This window comes from Clostridium sp. KNHs205 (assembly GCF_000702945.1).
Classification (GTDB): domain Bacteria; phylum Bacillota; class Clostridia; order Lachnospirales; family Lachnospiraceae; genus Anaerocolumna.
This window is the reverse complement of sequence record NZ_JNLE01000003.1, coordinates 3,902,977-3,919,686: the sequence shown is the minus strand read 5'-3', so window position 1 is coordinate 3,919,686 and position 16,710 is coordinate 3,902,977. Positions and strand designations below refer to the sequence as shown.

Here is a 16,710-nt window from a genome sequence, read left to right as displayed (position 1 = left end):
GCATTGTCCGACTATTTTGAGCAGGTTTATTTATACCTTAATATGAAACTGATAAATAAGTTATCTTTAAATTATATAAATGGATTATGAGAAAGGAAGAATATCGATGGGAAATTATGCGGACAGTTTAACCTATAATTATCTAGGAGCCGATGCTCCACCGACCAGAGAAGAACGAATTGGTGCCTGTCATGCTTTCTGTGGTTCCTGCGGACAATTATCCGGAGGTATAAAATCTGGCTGTGCACAGCTGCAGAACAGAAAATTCTCTCAGAGCGGAGGATGTCAATTAACCCTTGCCGTTGGAATTGTCAGCAGCTTCACCAATGTAGTTATGATAGTTCATTCTCCTCTGGGATGCTGCTCCGGTTTTGTTGGCAGCGGCGGACTTAGGAAAACCATGAGAGCTTCTAAGGGTAAACCAAATGAAGATTTTATATGGCTCCATACCAATATGGATGAGTTGGATGTTGTCCAGGGCGGTATCGATAAATTAAGAAAAGCAGTGCTTTATGCAGAAAGTGAATATCATCCCGATGCGATTGTTATAGCCAACGGATGTGTACCTGGAATTATCGGCGACAATATCGATTCTCTCGTAACAGAACTAAAGGACCGTGTAGCAGCTAAAATTGTTCCAGTTCATTGTGAGGGCTTTAAGAGTAAATATGTAGCTTCCGGTTATGATTCCGCTTATCACGGAGTCCTAAAACATCTGATAGATCCTCCTGCCAAAGAAAACAGTGCAATCCCAGGAGCAGATGAAATAAGAGATATTAAGGACAAATACCGTATCAGCCGAACCGTCAATATCTTTAATGTTGGCTCCAATTCCAATGGGGATGAGGTTGAATTGTCAAGATTATTAAGTGCAATCGGGCTGATACCCAAGGTTCTGCCTCTTCACGCATCCATAGATGATCTTGCACATATTGGTGAGGCTGCCTTGAATGTAAGTATCTGCGCAACCCATGATGATTATCTTTTAGGTCATCTAAAGGAACGTTTTGGAACAGATTATTTAATTGATACCTTGCCAATTGGCATACGTAATACCAATAAGTGGCTGAGAAAGATTGCTGAATATTTTCATTTGGAAGAAGAAGCAGAGAAATTGATTGCTTTTGAAAATGCAGAATTAAAGAAAGCCCTGGAACCGTTAAAGGTTTCTCTTGCAGGCAAGAAGATCTTTGTCGGAGGCGGTGAGACCCGTATACTTACAACAGCTGAATTCTTTCGTTCTCTGGGTATGGAGCTGGTAGGTGTGAAAGCTCATAATGTGGACCGTTTTGTAGAAGACATCCTTGAGGATATGGAAGATCCGGAGCTGTTAGTAGAGGTGGGAGCAGGTCAGCCTGCAGAAGAGCTGAATTTATTAAAGAAATTAAAACCAGATTTATACGTTGGGCATCTAAATGCAAATGGCTGGGTGAGTAAGCTTGGTATCCCTAACTTCCCCCTCTTTGGCCAGACTCTTAATTACATGGGGTATTCAGGTGCTTTCGAATTAGCCAGAAAAGCGGCTAAGATTCTTAAAAACACCAATTTTGTTAAGAATGTCTCTGCCAATGTGTCCTTGCCCCTGGCAGAAAGCTGGTATGCGAAGGATCCCACGGAAAATATAAAGGAAGCGGTAAATTATTAAACAGGGGGAAGTAGAATGAGCAGAATTGTAGAAAATCTGACAGATCTGATAGGAGATACACCAATATTAAAGCCGCTGGCTTTTTCAAAACTGGCGAAAATAGCAGATGCCAATCTGCTGTTGAAACTGGAATATTTCAATCCCTTAGGCAGCGTAAAGGACCGTATTGCTTATTCCATGATTACCGATGCAGAGGAAAAAGGTCTGCTTCATAAAGATTCCGTGCTGATTGAACCCTCCAGCGGTAATACCGGTGTAGGCCTGGCTTTTGTTGCAGCAGCCAAGGGCTATAAACTCATAATTACCATGCCTGATACTATGAGTATTGAGCGCAGAACACTTTTGACAGCACTGGGTGCCAATCTGGTACTGACACCCGGAAGTCTTGGTATGAAAGGCGCCATTAGAAAAGCAGAAGAACTTCATATACAGACACCGGGCAGTATCATATTACAGCAGTTTGATAATCCTTCGAATCCTAAAATACATAAGCTTACAACAGGACCGGAAATATGGGAGGCAACCGGCGGTAAAATCGATATTCTGGTAGCGGGTGTAGGTACCGGTGGAACCGTAACCGGAACAGGAGCTTACCTGAAAGAAAAAAATCCGGAGATAAAGATCATAGCAGTAGAGCCGGATGCATCACCGGTCCTCTCCGGCGGTAATCCAAATCCTCATAAAATACAGGGTATCGGTGCAGGTTTCGTACCCTCTGTTCTGGATACAAAAATAATTGATGAGATCTACCGGGTAAGGAACGAGGAAGCTATCGATACAGCAAGGGCACTTGCAAGAGAAGAGGGGCTTTTGGTGGGTATATCCTCCGGAGCTGCCGCCTTTGCTGCAGCTTTCGTTGCAAAAAGGCCTGAAAATGCCGGGAAGACAGTTCTTGCTATTTTGCCGGATACCGGTGAAAGATATCTTTCCACAGAATTGTTTAATACAGTACCTGAGGAGAAAAGCCGCATTTGGTATAAACAAGAATAGAAAGTTGAAGTGAACTTTATGAAATATCGAATTGCAATCGGAACGAAGGATGGAAGCAATATAACGGAACATTTTGGCGGATGCAGCCGTTTTCAGATTCTTGAGATCAATCAGGAGGACGATAGTATCAATTTTATTGAAGACCGGATTACCGGTCATCAGGAATCCTGCGGTGTTCATCAGGAGGTAGTTATCAGAGAGAAGATAGATGCCTTAAAGGATTGTCAGCTGGTACTGGTCAAGCAAATCGGAGTTCAATCGGAAAAGCTGCTGATACATTACGGAATCGTACCTCTGCAGAATCAGGGTGCAATCAATCAGGCACTTAAAAAAATTATTACCTTTTATAAAAAACATCAGTTTTATAGGTGAAGGAGGAGGGGTCTTCACCTATAAACAGATACATTTATACTTAAAGATATGCAGAATCATATTATTGGAGGAAATTATGTCAGACGAGTTACAGGAAGCAAATGTAATAACTCCGGACTTAAAACTATCAGAAAAGATTTATGCCGAGAATAAAATACATTTTGATTATCGAACAGTGATACCAAGCGTTGGCCTGCTGATTGCACTGATTACAGAAGTAGTTGTACCAAATCATAGAGAAGCAAAATACAGTGATTTAACAAATCTAAGAAGCGTACTTTTTGTAGCCCTGGCCATATCATTAGCCGTTTTGCTGCTCTCTTTGTTTTTTGCCAGACTCCGTGAAAAATATTCTTCTCAGGGATGGTTTATCGGTGGGGTAGGGGTTTTTGTAACGATCTTAAACCTGGTAACGGTTAAGACACATTTGCTGCCTCAATTATACTTTCCAAGCTTAAGCAGAGTTTTTAATGTGTATATAGAGGACAGGGAATTTTTATTAACCTGTATTACAAGTTCCTTCTCCTTATTGGTAGAAGGTTTGCTGGTGGGAACCGTATTAGGTGTGGTAACAGGAATATTGGTAGGTTGGAGCAAGGGGTGGAATTATTGGATTTACCCTATCATCCGTATCCTGGGACCGATTCCTTCCTCCACCTGGATTCCCCTTGCACTTATTGTATTCCCTGGCCCAAGGTGGGCAGCTGTATTTCTTATTGCTTTCGGTGTATGGTTTCAGATAACCATTTTAACTAGTTCCGGTATACAGGCTACTAAAAAATCCTATTTTGAAGTGTCATCAACCTTAGGAGCCAGTAATTTTCAGAATTTAATTCACATTGCTATCCCGGATGCCCTGCCCTCTATCTTTTTAGGTTTCTTTAATGCAACCTGCAGTTCCTTTGTTGCGTTAATGGCAGCTGAAATGATGGGAGTCAAATCAGGTCTTGGCTGGTATATCAACTGGCAGAAGGAAATGATTGCTTATCCAAATGTGTATGCCGGTCTAATTCTAATAGCAGGTTTTTGCTATCTGTTTATCACTCTTCAGTTTAAGGTAAGGGATAAATTATTGAAATGGCAGAAGGGAGTAATTAAATGGTAACAGAAAGCAGCACTGAAAAACAAACCGGAAACATTAAGGCAGTTAATGTATCCAAAGAGTTTATAAACACTGACGGAAACAAAACCGTTGCACTTAAAAATCTTGATACGGAAATAAAACCAGGAGAATTCGTGTGTCTTATCGGGCCATCCGGCTGCGGAAAATCAACTTTTCTCAGACTGGTGGCCGGGCTTAATCCGCCGACGGAAGGAGAAATCTATCTGGACGGAAATCCCATTAACGGACCAGGTTATGAAAGAGGGCTGGTATTTCAGGATCCAACATTATTTCCCTGGCTTACTATCTATGATAATGTGGCATATGGTTTGAAAATAAGAGGTGTTTATAAGGAACAGAAAGAGGAGGTGTCAGAATTTATCCGCCTGGTGGGACTTAAGGGATTTGAGAAGTCCTATCCCCATCAGTTGTCGGGAGGTATGGCACAGCGTGCCAGCCTTGCAAGGGCATTGGTGAATCATCCCAAGGTATTGCTGCTGGATGAACCCTTAGGAGCTCTGGATGCCTTTACCAGAATGAATATGCAGGATGAAATCCTTCGTATCTGGAAAGAGCGCGGCACTACCATGCTGATGGTAACCCATGATGTAGATGAAGCTATTTATTTAAGCGACCGCGTCTTTGTAATGACGCCCAGACCGGCAAAAGTAGAGGAGATAATCAATGTGGAGATTGGCAGGAATGAAACCTATGGAAGACAGAGAAACAGCGTGGATTTCTTGAATTTTCGTTCCAGGATTCTGCAAATACTTGATTTTACCGGAAAAGTACAAACACCGGAGTTCTATTTATAGGTAAGTACATAAAGGATATAAAAGAACTGCCGGCAAGGAGATTCATCAGAAAAAAATTTAGCATTGAATATGGAAATGTGAAGAAAATTATCATCTATGGAAAATTATTTGTATGACGGAGGAATTTTATGAAAAAGAAAGAAAAGGCAAGGATACTTGTAAGTCTTTTATTGGTCACTGTATTGGTGCTTACCGGATGCTCCGGAGGAACGAAGAATAAAGAGACAGAGGGGACAGCAGTAACCACTACAGTAACAGCTACAGAAACACCTACTCCAACAGAAGCCGCTGAAAGTGCTGCAGAAACACCCACAACAGAAGCCGTTAGTACAGCAGCTGGCGAAGAATTAGAAGATGGAGTTATAAAAATTCTTTACGGTGCAGGACTTTGCGGTATTCCCATCCACATTGCCAAACAGCTTCAGTTCTTTGAAGCGGAAGGTTTAAAAGAAGGAGTTGACTACACCTATGTGACCTCCAGTACCAGCGGTGTAGAAATGCTTTCTACCAAACAGGCAGATGTTTCCTTTGGTCTGGTAGCAGCCATGTTAGCGCCTCTTGACAATGGCTTGGAAGCCAAAACAGTACTTGGTGTGCATACAGGCTGTATCCAGCTTCTTGCAGGAAATAATTCCGGTATTACAAGCCTGGAAGGGTTAAAGGGAAAGAGAATCGGTGTTGAAAACCTTGCTACCTCACCTCACATTGTTGCCCAGCGAGCCCTGGCAAGTGTTGGAATAGGTTCTACCGGCAGTAATATGGAAGTGGAGTTTGTAGTGTTTCCCAAGGCAGACCTTCCGGTAGCACTTAAGGAGGGTAAAGTAGATGCAATTGCAATCGGTGATCCTCAGGCTTCTATTCTAGTAAGTGATGGTGACGGAGTATCAATCTTTAACTCTGCTACCTCAGAACTCTTAAAGGATGAATATTGCTGTTCTTTATGGGTTAGAAATGAAATAATAGAAAAACTTCCAAAGAAACTTGCCAAAGTAGTTACAGCCATTCAGAAAGCCTCTGTCTGGATTGACCAGAACAAAGATCTTGCTGCTGAAATTCAGCTGGATAATGAGTGGCTGGTAGGAGATCTTGCAGTTGATCAGAGAACCCTTGCTGATTACAAGTATCTGCCATCTGTTAGCGGTGTGGAAACAGCCCTTACCAGAAATATTCTGGATATGAAAGAGCTGGGTTTGATTCGTAAGGATACTGATGCAGATACCTTAGCTAAAAACAGCTTTATCAGACTGGAAGGTGTTGAAGATGAAATTACTGGTACGATAGAAGCACCTATTGATCCTGCCTCTCAGCTAAAGTAAAACTGTAAATAGGATATTTAACAGCCAGAGAAGCGAAAAGAAAATTAAAACTATGGCGTTGGTGAATGTCTATGTCTGGGGAGAAAGAGTGAAAGAGTGAAAGAAAATAATAAATTGAAAGGATGTCACGCCAGGATTCTTTCACTCCTTATTATTTGTGGCAGTATCGCAGGTCGGCCTGCGATATGCAATGGGTATAAATTATGAAAAATCGTATAGCTACAGCTATCATACTGGGAATATCAGGATTGTTATTTATAACAGGTCCCCGTTCTATCTTTAAAGTCTGCTCTTCAGAAGAGATGGTCATGAATTGCCATTGGACTATACAGGCAGAAATAGGAATTGGTATTCTGTTAATTGTTACAGGGGGGCTCTATCTGTTTGCTGCCGGCCTTAATACCAGACTATTCTTATTATTGCAATCAGCTGCAATTTTTCTAATAGGTATCTTAATACCGGCAGTACTGATCGGTGGTTGTAAGAGCAAGGATATGGCTTGTCAGAGCCTTACATTCCCGGCACTTTATTTAATATCGGCCTTAGGCCTCCTTTATATTACTGGTACTGTTTTATATTTGTTTGGCAGAATTAGGCAGATACAACAATAAGCTGAACAGTGAAATATCTAAATCCATTATGAGATGCAAAGGGTATATAATATGAAGAGAAAATCAAAGGGTAATATCCGCGGTAACCTCCGCTATAGCCATATCCTCCTGCAAAACCTAAAAAGGAAAATGAGCAGAACCATTTTGTTGTCTTCCTTCTTATTTATTATGATATTTACCATCTTCTTATCTGCCAATATACTCTATAGCATGAAAGAGGGACTTAACAGCACCGTGAACCGTACCGGTGCTGATATCCTTCTGGTGCCGGAGGATTATGTAAGTTCAGTAAAAGATGCACTGTTTCTTGGCCAGCCTAGTACGATTTATTTCGATAAGTCCCTGGAGCAAAAGGCATCACAGGTGGAAGGGGTAGAGAAGGTGAGTTCACAGCTGTTTCTTGCTACCATCTATAACAGTCCCTGCTGTGACGAGGCGGTACAAATGATTGCTTACAATCCGGATACCGATTTTTTAGTGCAGCCTTGGATATCCAAACAGTTAAACGGTAATCTGCCTGATGGTGAAATTGTTGTTGGCAGTAAGCTTTCCTACAAAAAAGGAGATTCTGCAACTTTTCTCGGTCGGGATTTTAAAGTGGCCGGAAAATTAAAAGAAACCGGAATGGGTTATGATAACAGTGTATTCTTAAACTTCAATACTGCCCAGGTACTTCTGGAGGAACCCATTGTTAAAAATTATCTTGCAGTTGGAAATAGAGAAAATGTAATTTCGCTGATAACAATAAAGATAAACGAAGATGCCGAAGCTGATAAAGTTGCTGCCGGACTGAAAAAAATATATAAAGAGGATGGTGTCAGCGTTCAGACTTCCGGAAAGCTGGTGGAAGGAATTGCAGTGACTCTAAGCCGCTTTACCTCCTATTTTATTATATTTGGAATCCTGTTAGTATCCTTTACAGTTCTTGCATTGATCAGTATCTTTTCCCTGTCTATTAATGAGAGAAAGAGAGAATACGGTATAATTCAGAGTTTGGGTGGAAGCAAAGGTAAAATACTCCAGTTGATTATTGGAGAGGCTGCGGCAGTTGGAATCCTTGGAAGTGTATCCGCAAGTATAATTGCTACGATGGTGGTAAGCTTATTTCATAATTACATTTCTCTGAAGCTAAAGCTTCCTTACCTGAGTCCCGGTATTGCCGGACTTTTGGGATTAACCCTGTTAGCTATACTGCTGTCCGTATTGACCGGAGTAATTGCAGCAGCTATCAGTGCGATATCTCTATACAGAACAGAAACCTATACGCTGATAAGGGAGAATGAATAATGCTGGAATTAAAGAATATTACAAAACATTATAAGCATTCTGCTACCGGAGAAGCAGCAGTGAATAATGTATCGCTAAAGATTTATGAAGGAGAATTTCTGACTATAATTGGTCCTTCCGGCAGCGGCAAGAGTACATTGCTTTCTATAATTGCAGGACTGTTAAAACCTTCCGGCGGGGTGGTTTATTATAATTCAGGGGAAATTGTAAATGAGAACTTAAAGAAAGCCAGTACAGCGGCAGGTATTAGTTTCCTTATGCAGGGACAGAGCCTGTTGTCTAATTTTACCGTTGAAGATAATCTTTATTATCCGATTTATCTGTCAGGTAATAAGGGGAATTATAGGGAAAGGGCAGAAGAGGTCCTGAAACTTGTAGGGCTCTTGGAAGCAATGAATTCTTATCCTGCCAGACTATCGGGAGGAGAAATCAGGAGAGCTGCAATTGCAAGAGCCTTAATGCTAAAACCTCAAATTCTTATAGCAGATGAGCCAACCAGTAATCTGGACAGGGAAAATGCCAGTAAAGTAATGGAACTTTTTAAAGCTATAAATGATGATGGTACAACAGTAGTGATCAGTACTCACGATGAGAGCTTTTTAACATTGAGCGATAGTGTATATAGAATGAACAAAGGAATACTTAAGGTTGTAAACAAGATTGCTTGAGAAGAAATGGCTTGAGAAGAAAGAAATGCTTGAGAAGAAATGGCATGAAAAGAAATGAATAGGAAAGTATGAAAAGATACAGGAGTATATGAACTCCCAGTATCTTTTTTTTCATAAGGGTGACATTTTAGCAAAAAAAATGTTATAATATCTTTTATTGGACTAGATAGTACCTGAATAATCATTGCTTTAAAAGTGAAATGCCTGCCAGCGCAAGCATTTTAATTACACGCCAGGGCTAGGTTTTAGAACTAAATCTTTTTAAACGCTTGATTTATTCCTGTTCAAAAACAAAGATAGGGGTTTATATGCAGATAAGGAATATAACACTAAAAGATACAGATGAATTTATTGCCTTTCAGTTGAGACTGGATGAAGAAACTGAGTATATGATGTATGAGCCGGGAGAGAGAAAGCCTCAAAGAGACAGAACAGAAGCTTTAATCAGGGGAGCGATGGACGGGGATAACTTCCTTATGGTTATAGAAGATAAGGACAAGCTGTGGGGTTATATTTCTGCAGAAAGAGGCGGCTTAAACAGAATACGTCATACAGCTTATATTGTGACGGGTATATGTACCGGCTATCGAAATCAGGGTATAGGAACCAAATTTTTTAATGAGCTGGATAAATGGGCTGAACAGAATAAGATAAGCCGCTTGGAATTGACCGTCATGTGCCATAATGAGACTGCAGTTGGTCTATACGAAAAAAAAGGATTCCGGAAGGAAGGAATTAAGAAAAATTCAATGCTTGTTAATGGGAGCTATGTAGATGAGTATTATATGGCGAAATTACTATAAAGTACATAAAGATGATAGATAAGACTGCTAAGCAGAAGCAGAATTATGAGTGTTGATAAAGCGCTGATTTGATAAGAATTATACACCTTAAATGAGAAAGGAAAATAAACATGCTAAAAATAGAGCATATTCATGTCATGAATCTGGAAAATGCTATAAGAGGAGCTAGAAATCCCATGAACAGCTGGGAGAAGAGTGACAGTTCTTATAATGAAAAAGGAGAATACATACTGGGAAGCAATGATTTTTCCCTTGCAGTCAGATTGTGCAGAGCAGGAACCGATCATAGAAAATATCTGCGTCAGGTGTTCGTTTCCATGGATATCACAGCACCGCTTTACTGGTGGAAGGAATTTGATACTTATAAAATAGGTACAACAGCCAACTCAACCAGTACCATGCACAAAATTCACTGTAAACCATTTGAAATCTCTGATTTCAGTACGGATCATCTGGCAGAAGAAGCAAAGCTTGTATTCGGTCATCTTATGGAGGAATTGGAGGCTCTTCGTCTGAAATTTCTTGAGACCAAGGATAAAAATTATTGGTATAGTATTATACAGCTGCTTCCTTCCGGTTATAATCAGATGAGAACCGTTACCTTAAATTATGAGAATCTTATAAATATTTATAATGCCAGAAAGAACCACAAGCTGATGGAATGGCATGTTTTCTGCGACTATGTCAGAGAACTTCCCTACAGTGAGGATTTGATAACCTGGGAAAAGAGGGCAGAATGAAAGTAACAATATATACGGATGGAGCAGCCAGAGGCAATCCGGACGGACCGGGCGGTTACGGAACCATAATCAGTTATATCGATCCGGCGGGAACAGAGCACATCCGTGAATACTCCGGCGGTTTTAAGAAGACTACCAATAACCGTATGGAACTTATGGCTGCCATTGTTGGCCTGGAAGCTCTGAATAAATCCTGCGAAGTGACTTTGTATTCAGATTCCCAGTACCTGGTGAAGGCCTTTAACGAGCATTGGTTGGAGGGCTGGATAAAAAAAGGCTGGAAAAGAGGAAAAAATGAACCGGTCAAAAATGTAGACCTATGGAAAAGAATGCTAAAGGCCATGGAGCCTCATAAGGTTACTTTTGTTTGGGTAAAAGGTCATGACGGTCATCCTCAGAATGAAAGATGCGATGTACTTGCTACCAGTGCTGCGGATGGAAATGATCTTGCTGATGATACCATAGAATTATAAATAATATTAATTGTTTTAGGAAGGAACAAAGGATATGGCTGAATTGACTCCAATGATGCAGCAATATGTTGAAATAAAGGGACAATATAAGGATTGTATTCTTTTTTACCGTTTGGGAGATTTCTATGAAATGTTCTTTGAAGATGCTGTTACCTGTGCCAAAGAACTTGAAATAACCCTGACAGGTAAAAATGTCGGACAGGAAGAAAGAGCACCAATGTGTGGTATCCCTTACCATGCAGTGGAAAATTATCTGTCAAGGCTAATTGCAAAAGGGTATAAGGTTGCTATCTGTGAACAGGTAGAAGATCCTAAAGCCTCAAAAGGTATTGTAAAAAGAGAGGTTATCAGGATTGTAACACCTGGAACCAATTTAAATGCCCAGTCATTAGAAGAAGGCAAGAATAACTTTTTAATGGGTATTGTACATACAGTAAATGCTTACGGAATTGCAACGGTAGATATTACTACCGGTGATTTCTTTGTTACTGAAGTGGATTCCGAGCGTAAACTCATTGATGAAATTAATAAATATGCACCTTCTGAGATAATCTGCAACAGCACCTTTATGGTCAGTGGATTTGATATTGCGGACTTAAGAAACCGTTTGAATATTTCTTTATCTGACCTGGAACCCTGGTATTTTGAAGAAGAGGCTTGTGTGAAGGCAATAAAAGAGCAGTTTAAGGTTTCTAACCTGGGAGGTCTTGGCCTTGGAGATTATTCCATTGGAATAACTGCCGCCGGTGCAGTTATGTTATACCTGCATGAAACCCAGAAGAACTCGCTTTCCCACCTTACACACATTATTCCCTATGTGACCAGCCGTTATATGATTCTTGACAGTTCCACCAGAAGAAACCTGGAGTTAGTAGAAACTCTGCGTGAAAAGCAGAAGAGAGGTTCACTGCTGTGGGTGCTGGATAAAACAAAGACAGCTATGGGAGCAAGACTTTTAAGAAGCTATATTGAACAGCCCCTTATAGAGAAAGAGAGTATTACAGACAGACTGGACGCCTTGGAGGAATTAAATGAGTCTGCTATTACCAGGGAAGAGATCCGGGAATACCTGAATGCAATCTATGACCTGGAAAGACTTATCAGCCGTATAAGCTATAAAAGTGCAGGACCAAGAGATTTAATTGCCTTTAAGAACTCCTTAGCTATGATTCCGCCTATAAAAATGCTTCTTGAGACCTCTGCCTGCAGCCTCCTAAAAGAAATCTTTCTTGAATTAGATCCTTTAGAGGATCTGTTTAAACTCATTGATGAAGGTATTGAAGAGGAACCGCCAATTGCTGTCAAGGAAGGCGGTATTATCAAAGATGGTTATCATGAGGATGTGGATAAGCTTCGTAAGGCGAAATCAGAAGGGAAGAACTGGCTGGCGGATCTTGAGACCAGAGAACGGGATAAAACCGGTATTAAAAATCTTAAAATAAAATTCAACCGTGTTTTCGGTTATTATCTGGAAGTAACCAATTCCTACCAGAATCTGGTTCCGGAGAACTGGATCAGAAAACAGACCCTGGCAAATGCAGAACGGTATACCACACCTGAGTTAAAGGAACTGGAAGATGTAATCCTCGGAGCGGAAGATAAATTATATTCACTGGAATATGAGTTATTCAGCGAAATCCGGGATACGATTTCACGGGAAGTCCAGAGAATTCAGCGGACGGCAAAGGGACTTGCCAAAATTGATGTCTATACCTCCCTGGCTTATGTATCTGAACGAAACCGTTTTATACGTCCGGTTATCAACGAAGAAGGAATCATAGACATAAAGGACGGCAGACATCCGGTAGTAGAGCAGATGATAACCGGAGATATGTTTGTAGCCAATGATACCTATCTTAATAACAAAGATAAGCGTATCTCTATTATTACTGGTCCTAACATGGCGGGTAAATCAACTTATATGAGACAGACCGCTCTGATTGTACTTATGGCTCAGATTGGCTGTTTCATTCCTGCCTCTTATGGAAATATCGGTATTGCTGACAGAATCTTTACCAGGGTAGGAGCTTCTGATGACCTGGCTTCCGGTCAGAGTACCTTTATGGTGGAGATGACAGAAGTAGCCAATATTCTTCGAAATGCCACGAAAAACAGTCTTTTGATATTGGATGAAATCGGCAGGGGAACCAGCACCTTTGACGGTCTTGGTATCGCCTGGGCGGTAGTGGAACACATTGCCAATCCAAAGCTGTTAGGCGCGAAGACTCTATTTGCTACCCATTATCATGAACTTACAGAACTGGAAGGTAAGATAGATAGTGTAAATAATTACTGCATTGCCGTAAAAGAGCAGGGAGAAGATATCATCTTCCTGAGAAAAATCATCTCCGGCGGAGCAGACAAAAGTTATGGTATTCAGGTTGCGAAGCTGGCAGGAGTTCCAGATAATGTATTAAAAAGAGCAAGGGATATTGTAGATGAACTTAGTATTAATGACATTACCGATAAAGCGAAAGCAATGAAAGCAGTTAATATCAGTGAAGGTACTGAGAGAGAAGAACTGCAGGAAATTGCAGTCAGCGACGAACATACTTATGGTCATCCTAAGAACAAAGGTTATAGAAAAGGCAAAGACCTGGAGAATCAGATTTCATTGTTTGACTACAAGCTGGTGCCTGATTTTACGGAAGAGATTAAAGAGTTGAACCTTAATACAATGACTCCCATGGATGCTCTGAATTATCTTTATAAACTACAGGAAAAGGTGAAATACTCCTGACAACCTTCTGCGATACTCACAGGGGTGACCAACAAGAGAAAGGTAGGTGAGAATATATGCCTAAAATAACAGTTCTGGATGAAGCTACCATAAACCAGATAGCTGCCGGAGAAGTGATTGAGAGACCCTCAGCGGTAGTGAAGGAGTTAGTGGAGAATTCCATAGATGCAGGTTCTACGGTAATAACCGTTGAAATCAAAGAAGGCGGTATCAGTTTCCTGCGTATAACGGATAATGGCTCCGGTATAGAAGAAGGAGATATGCCTTATGTATTTCTCCGCCATTCCACCAGTAAGATCAGAACCGCTGACGACCTTTTACGTATAACAAGTCTTGGTTTTCGAGGTGAGGCTTTATCCAGTATTGCAGCAGTAGCACAGGTGGAACTGGTGACTAAGACCTCAGAAAGCTTTACCGGAATAAGGTATCTCATTGATGGCGGAGTCGAAAAGGGCTTGGAACATATCGGCTGTCCGGAAGGTACCACCTTTATAATCAGAAATCTGTTTTTCAATACACCAGCCAGAAAGAAGTTCTTAAAATCTGCAGTAACAGAGGCGGGGTATATTCAGGATTTTATGGAGAGAATTGCTATATCCCATCCTCAGATCTCTTTTAAATTCATTGTCAACGGACAGGTTAAGCTCCACACCTCCGGAAACAATAATCAAAAAGATGTTATTTACCATATCTTTGGCAGGGATATTACCTCTCATCTGATTTCGGTAAAAGGGGAAGAGGGAGAGCTTACCCTATCCGGGTTTATTGCAAAGCCAGCCATATCGAGAGGTAACAGAAATTACGAAAACTACTTTATTAATGGCAGATTCGTAAAAAATCCTATTATCTACAAAGCCATAGAGGAAGCTTTTAAGCCCTACATAATGCTACACCGGTATCCGTTTACTGCATTGATGCTGACCATCGACACAGAGCTGATTGATGTAAATGTACATCCTGCAAAATTAGAGGTGCGTTTCAAAAACGGAGAGGAACTTTACCGGTTTATTTATAACACCATAAGGAATACTTTAGAGGGCAGGGACTTAATTACAGAAGTACACCTTACAAAAGAGGATAAAGCCAGAAAGATAGAACAAAAACTGCCGGAACCCTTCGAAGTAAAAAGACGGCAGGAGGAAGGACTTACCTACAAAGCACCACAAAAGCCCTCCTCATTTTCCTATGATAAAAATAATAATAGTCCGATTAATTCAGTTCTGAAAGAGGCAGTAAAAGCAACTGAAATCGGTCAGTTAAAATCCTATGTGGATACAGCACCCTCCATATTATTGGAGAATAAAGCACGACTTCAGGAAGCCAGTGCAGGAACAGCAGAAAACACCATTGTTTATAGGGAAGAGGCAGCTGTTGTTCCTCAAATGGAGAAGACAGAACAAAACTATAATTTAACAGAAGATAACGTTGCTGCCAACCAACCCGCACCACCAGCAGGTACAGTTATACCAGCAGCTGCATCTCAAAATTCTGACAGCGAAAATACAAAAGATATTAACATAGATAGCAATTTTCAGAAACCTGAAACCAATGGAGTATACGAACAGTTAGCTTTCTTATCGGAAAAGGCGGTAACGGAGCATAAGATAATTGGTCAGCTATTCAATACCTATTGGATTATTGAATACGGAGACAAGATGTTCCTGATTGATCAGCATGCAGCCCATGAAAAGGTTCTGTATGAGCGTATTGTAAAGAAGTTAAAAGAAAAGGAACATTTTTCACAGCAGTTAATGCCACCCATTATCTTATCACTAAATATCAGAGAAAGAGATGCACTGCTTCACAATATGAAATACCTTGAAGAAGCGGGTTTTGAATTCGAGGAGTTTGGCGGTAAGGAATATGCAGTACGTGCGGTACCGGGAGATTTATACAACCTGGTCCATTATGATATATTAATTGAGATCATTGATGGACTTACTGAAGAAGGCTATAACAATACACCGGAAATCATACTGGATAAGATAGCCTCCATGTCCTGTAAGGCAGCGGTTAAGGGAAGTCATAAACTATCCGTAGAAGAAGCCAGAGCTTTGATTGAACAACTTCTGACCCTTGAGAATCCATATAATTGTCCTCACGGAAGACCGGTTATTATCTCCATGAGTAAATATGAGGTGGAAAGAAAATTCAAGCGAATCGTATAGAGAATAAATACAGGAGAAAGCGAAATTATGAAAAAGCCTTTGATTATCCTGACAGGACCAACGGCAGTGGGAAAGACCGAGCTTTCCATAAAGCTTGCAAAAGCTGTAGAGGGTGAAATTATCAGTGCCGATTCCATGCAGGTGTACAAACATATGGATATAGGTACTGCGAAGATAAAACCGTCAGATATGCAGGGCGTCACCCATTATCTTATTGATGAATTGGAACCGGAAGAAGACTTTAATGTAGTCAGATTTCAGGAGTATGCGCTTAAGTATATGGAGGACATCTATAAAAGGGGTAAACTGCCCATCCTTGTGGGCGGGACCGGTTTCTATATACAGGCGGTATTAAACGGAATTGATTTTAAAGAGGCAAAAGAGGATAATGCATACAGGGATAGTCTACTTATACAGGCAGCAGAAAAGGGTGCAGATTACCTTTACGACCAACTTAAGAAAGTTGATCCGGAAGCTGCAAAAGCCATTCACCCAAACAATGTGAAACGTGTTATCCGTGCCCTTGAATATCATAATCAGACCGGGGATTTAATCTCTGCCCACAATGAAGAACAAAAGCAGAAAGATTCACCTTATAACTTCTGCTATTTTGTATTAAACCGTGACAGAAAGGTCCTTTATGACAGAATCAATAAAAGAGTTGATCTGATGGTAGAAGAAGGGCTTGTGGATGAGGTGAAGAGCCTGCTGGACAAAGGCTGCACCGGTAATATGGTTTCCATGCAGGGACTTGGTTATAAAGAAATTATCAGTTATATTAACGGCAGCTGCAGTCTGAGTGAAGCAATCAATAGTATCAAACAGGAAACAAGGCACTTTGCCAAACGGCAGATTACCTGGTTTAAACGGGAGAAAGAAGTAATCTGGGTACAGAAAGAAGATTACCAGGATGATGAAGATATCTTAAAAGCCCTGCTTTCACAAATAAAGGATAAGGGTATTGTAAAATAAGAAAGGCA

Annotated in this window: 15 protein-coding genes; all 15 read left to right on the top strand. The window is 40.7% G+C overall.

Annotated features, from left to right (window positions below; translation table 11 throughout):
• The first annotated feature begins 106 nt into the window (after positions 1-106).
• The 15 genes from BR73_RS0116185 (at position 107) to miaA (ending at position 16,702) form a co-directional block, all read left to right on the top strand.
• A complete protein-coding gene (locus BR73_RS0116185) occupies positions 107-1,645 on the top strand; it encodes a nitrogenase component 1 (protein WP_033166382.1) in 1,539 nt (512 codons plus the stop codon).
• 15 nt (positions 1,646-1,660) lie between these two features.
• Positions 1,661-2,635, top strand: a complete 975-nt coding sequence (gene cysK / locus BR73_RS0116180; protein ID WP_033166381.1) for a cysteine synthase A — start codon at positions 1,661-1,663, stop codon at positions 2,633-2,635.
• A gap of 18 nt (positions 2,636-2,653) precedes the next feature.
• The gene (locus tag BR73_RS0116175) at positions 2,654-3,007 is read left to right on the top strand and encodes a NifB/NifX family molybdenum-iron cluster-binding protein (protein ID WP_033166380.1); all 354 of its coding nucleotides are present in this window, start codon (positions 2,654-2,656) and stop codon (positions 3,005-3,007) included.
• A gap of 76 nt (positions 3,008-3,083) precedes the next feature.
• Positions 3,084-4,112 carry an ABC transporter permease subunit gene (locus BR73_RS0116170; protein ID WP_051685250.1) on the top strand — a complete coding sequence of 343 codons (1,029 nt, stop codon included), beginning with the start codon at positions 3,084-3,086 and terminating at the stop codon, positions 4,110-4,112.
• Positions 4,106-4,924, top strand: a complete 819-nt coding sequence (locus tag BR73_RS0116165; protein ID WP_033166379.1) for an ABC transporter ATP-binding protein — start codon at positions 4,106-4,108, stop codon at positions 4,922-4,924. The genes BR73_RS0116170 and BR73_RS0116165 overlap by 7 nt, the downstream gene beginning before the upstream one ends.
• A 128-nt stretch (positions 4,925-5,052) precedes the next feature.
• Positions 5,053-6,240, top strand: a complete 1,188-nt coding sequence (locus BR73_RS0116160; RefSeq protein WP_051685249.1) for an ABC transporter substrate-binding protein — start codon at positions 5,053-5,055, stop codon at positions 6,238-6,240.
• Positions 6,241-6,443: 203 nt separating this feature from the next.
• Positions 6,444-6,851 carry a DUF4418 family protein gene (locus tag BR73_RS0116155; RefSeq protein ID WP_051685248.1) on the top strand — a complete coding sequence of 136 codons (408 nt, stop codon included), beginning with the start codon at positions 6,444-6,446 and terminating at the stop codon, positions 6,849-6,851.
• Positions 6,852-6,902: 51 nt separating this feature from the next.
• The gene (locus tag BR73_RS0116150) at positions 6,903-8,138 is read left to right on the top strand and encodes an ABC transporter permease (protein ID WP_033166378.1); all 1,236 of its coding nucleotides are present in this window, start codon (positions 6,903-6,905) and stop codon (positions 8,136-8,138) included.
• On the top strand, positions 8,138-8,806 hold the full coding sequence (locus BR73_RS0116145; RefSeq protein ID WP_033166377.1) for an ABC transporter ATP-binding protein: 669 nt from the start codon (positions 8,138-8,140) through the stop codon (positions 8,804-8,806). Before BR73_RS0116150 ends, BR73_RS0116145 begins: the two co-directional genes overlap by 1 nt.
• Positions 8,807-9,114: 308 nt before the next feature.
• A complete protein-coding gene (locus BR73_RS0116140; RefSeq protein WP_033166376.1) occupies positions 9,115-9,609 on the top strand; it encodes a GNAT family N-acetyltransferase in 495 nt (164 codons plus the stop codon).
• A 110-nt stretch (positions 9,610-9,719) separates the two neighbouring features.
• The gene (locus BR73_RS0116135) at positions 9,720-10,349 is read left to right on the top strand and encodes a hypothetical protein (RefSeq protein WP_033166375.1); all 630 of its coding nucleotides are present in this window, start codon (positions 9,720-9,722) and stop codon (positions 10,347-10,349) included.
• Entirely contained in the window at positions 10,346-10,822 is a 477-nt protein-coding gene (rnhA, locus tag BR73_RS0116130; RefSeq protein ID WP_033166374.1) for a ribonuclease HI, read from the top strand. Before BR73_RS0116135 ends, rnhA begins: the two co-directional genes overlap by 4 nt.
• Before the next feature lie 34 nt (positions 10,823-10,856).
• Positions 10,857-13,562 (top strand): DNA mismatch repair protein MutS, encoded by a 2,706-nt coding sequence (gene mutS, locus BR73_RS0116125; RefSeq protein WP_033166373.1) that lies wholly within the window; start codon positions 10,857-10,859, stop codon positions 13,560-13,562.
• A gap of 56 nt (positions 13,563-13,618) precedes the next feature.
• On the top strand, positions 13,619-15,730 hold the full coding sequence (gene mutL, locus BR73_RS0116120) for a DNA mismatch repair endonuclease MutL (RefSeq protein WP_033166372.1): 2,112 nt from the start codon (positions 13,619-13,621) through the stop codon (positions 15,728-15,730).
• A gap of 27 nt (positions 15,731-15,757) precedes the next feature.
• Positions 15,758-16,702 carry a tRNA (adenosine(37)-N6)-dimethylallyltransferase MiaA gene (gene miaA / locus BR73_RS0116115; RefSeq protein WP_033166371.1) on the top strand — a complete coding sequence of 315 codons (945 nt, stop codon included), beginning with the start codon at positions 15,758-15,760 and terminating at the stop codon, positions 16,700-16,702.
• Positions 16,703-16,710 lie beyond the last annotated feature (8 nt).

Excerpts from the sequence above, each read along its gene's own strand:
- BR73_RS0116135 (WP_033166375.1), top strand. The coding sequence starts at position 9,720 with ATGCTAAAAATAGAGCATATTCATGTCATGAATCTGGAAAATGCTATA.
- rnhA (WP_033166374.1), top strand. The coding sequence starts at position 10,346 with ATGAAAGTAACAATATATACGGATGGAGCAGCCAGAGGCAATCCGGAC.
- BR73_RS0116155 (WP_051685248.1), top strand. The coding sequence starts at position 6,444 with ATGAAAAATCGTATAGCTACAGCTATCATACTGGGAATATCAGGATTG.
- mutS (WP_033166373.1), top strand. The coding sequence starts at position 10,857 with ATGGCTGAATTGACTCCAATGATGCAGCAATATGTTGAAATAAAGGGA.
- BR73_RS0116160 (WP_051685249.1), top strand. The coding sequence starts at position 5,053 with ATGAAAAAGAAAGAAAAGGCAAGGATACTTGTAAGTCTTTTATTGGTC.
- miaA (WP_033166371.1), top strand. The coding sequence starts at position 15,758 with ATGAAAAAGCCTTTGATTATCCTGACAGGACCAACGGCAGTGGGAAAG.
- BR73_RS0116175 (WP_033166380.1), top strand. The coding sequence starts at position 2,654 with ATGAAATATCGAATTGCAATCGGAACGAAGGATGGAAGCAATATAACG.
- BR73_RS0116150 (WP_033166378.1), top strand. The coding sequence starts at position 6,903 with ATGAAGAGAAAATCAAAGGGTAATATCCGCGGTAACCTCCGCTATAGC.
- mutL (WP_033166372.1), top strand. The coding sequence starts at position 13,619 with ATGCCTAAAATAACAGTTCTGGATGAAGCTACCATAAACCAGATAGCT.
- BR73_RS0116165 (WP_033166379.1), top strand. The coding sequence starts at position 4,106 with ATGGTAACAGAAAGCAGCACTGAAAAACAAACCGGAAACATTAAGGCA.
- BR73_RS0116145 (WP_033166377.1), top strand. The coding sequence starts at position 8,138 with ATGCTGGAATTAAAGAATATTACAAAACATTATAAGCATTCTGCTACC.
- cysK (WP_033166381.1), top strand. The coding sequence starts at position 1,661 with ATGAGCAGAATTGTAGAAAATCTGACAGATCTGATAGGAGATACACCA.
- BR73_RS0116170 (WP_051685250.1), top strand. The coding sequence starts at position 3,084 with ATGTCAGACGAGTTACAGGAAGCAAATGTAATAACTCCGGACTTAAAA.
- BR73_RS0116140 (WP_033166376.1), top strand. The coding sequence starts at position 9,115 with ATGCAGATAAGGAATATAACACTAAAAGATACAGATGAATTTATTGCC.
- BR73_RS0116185 (WP_033166382.1), top strand. The coding sequence starts at position 107 with ATGGGAAATTATGCGGACAGTTTAACCTATAATTATCTAGGAGCCGAT.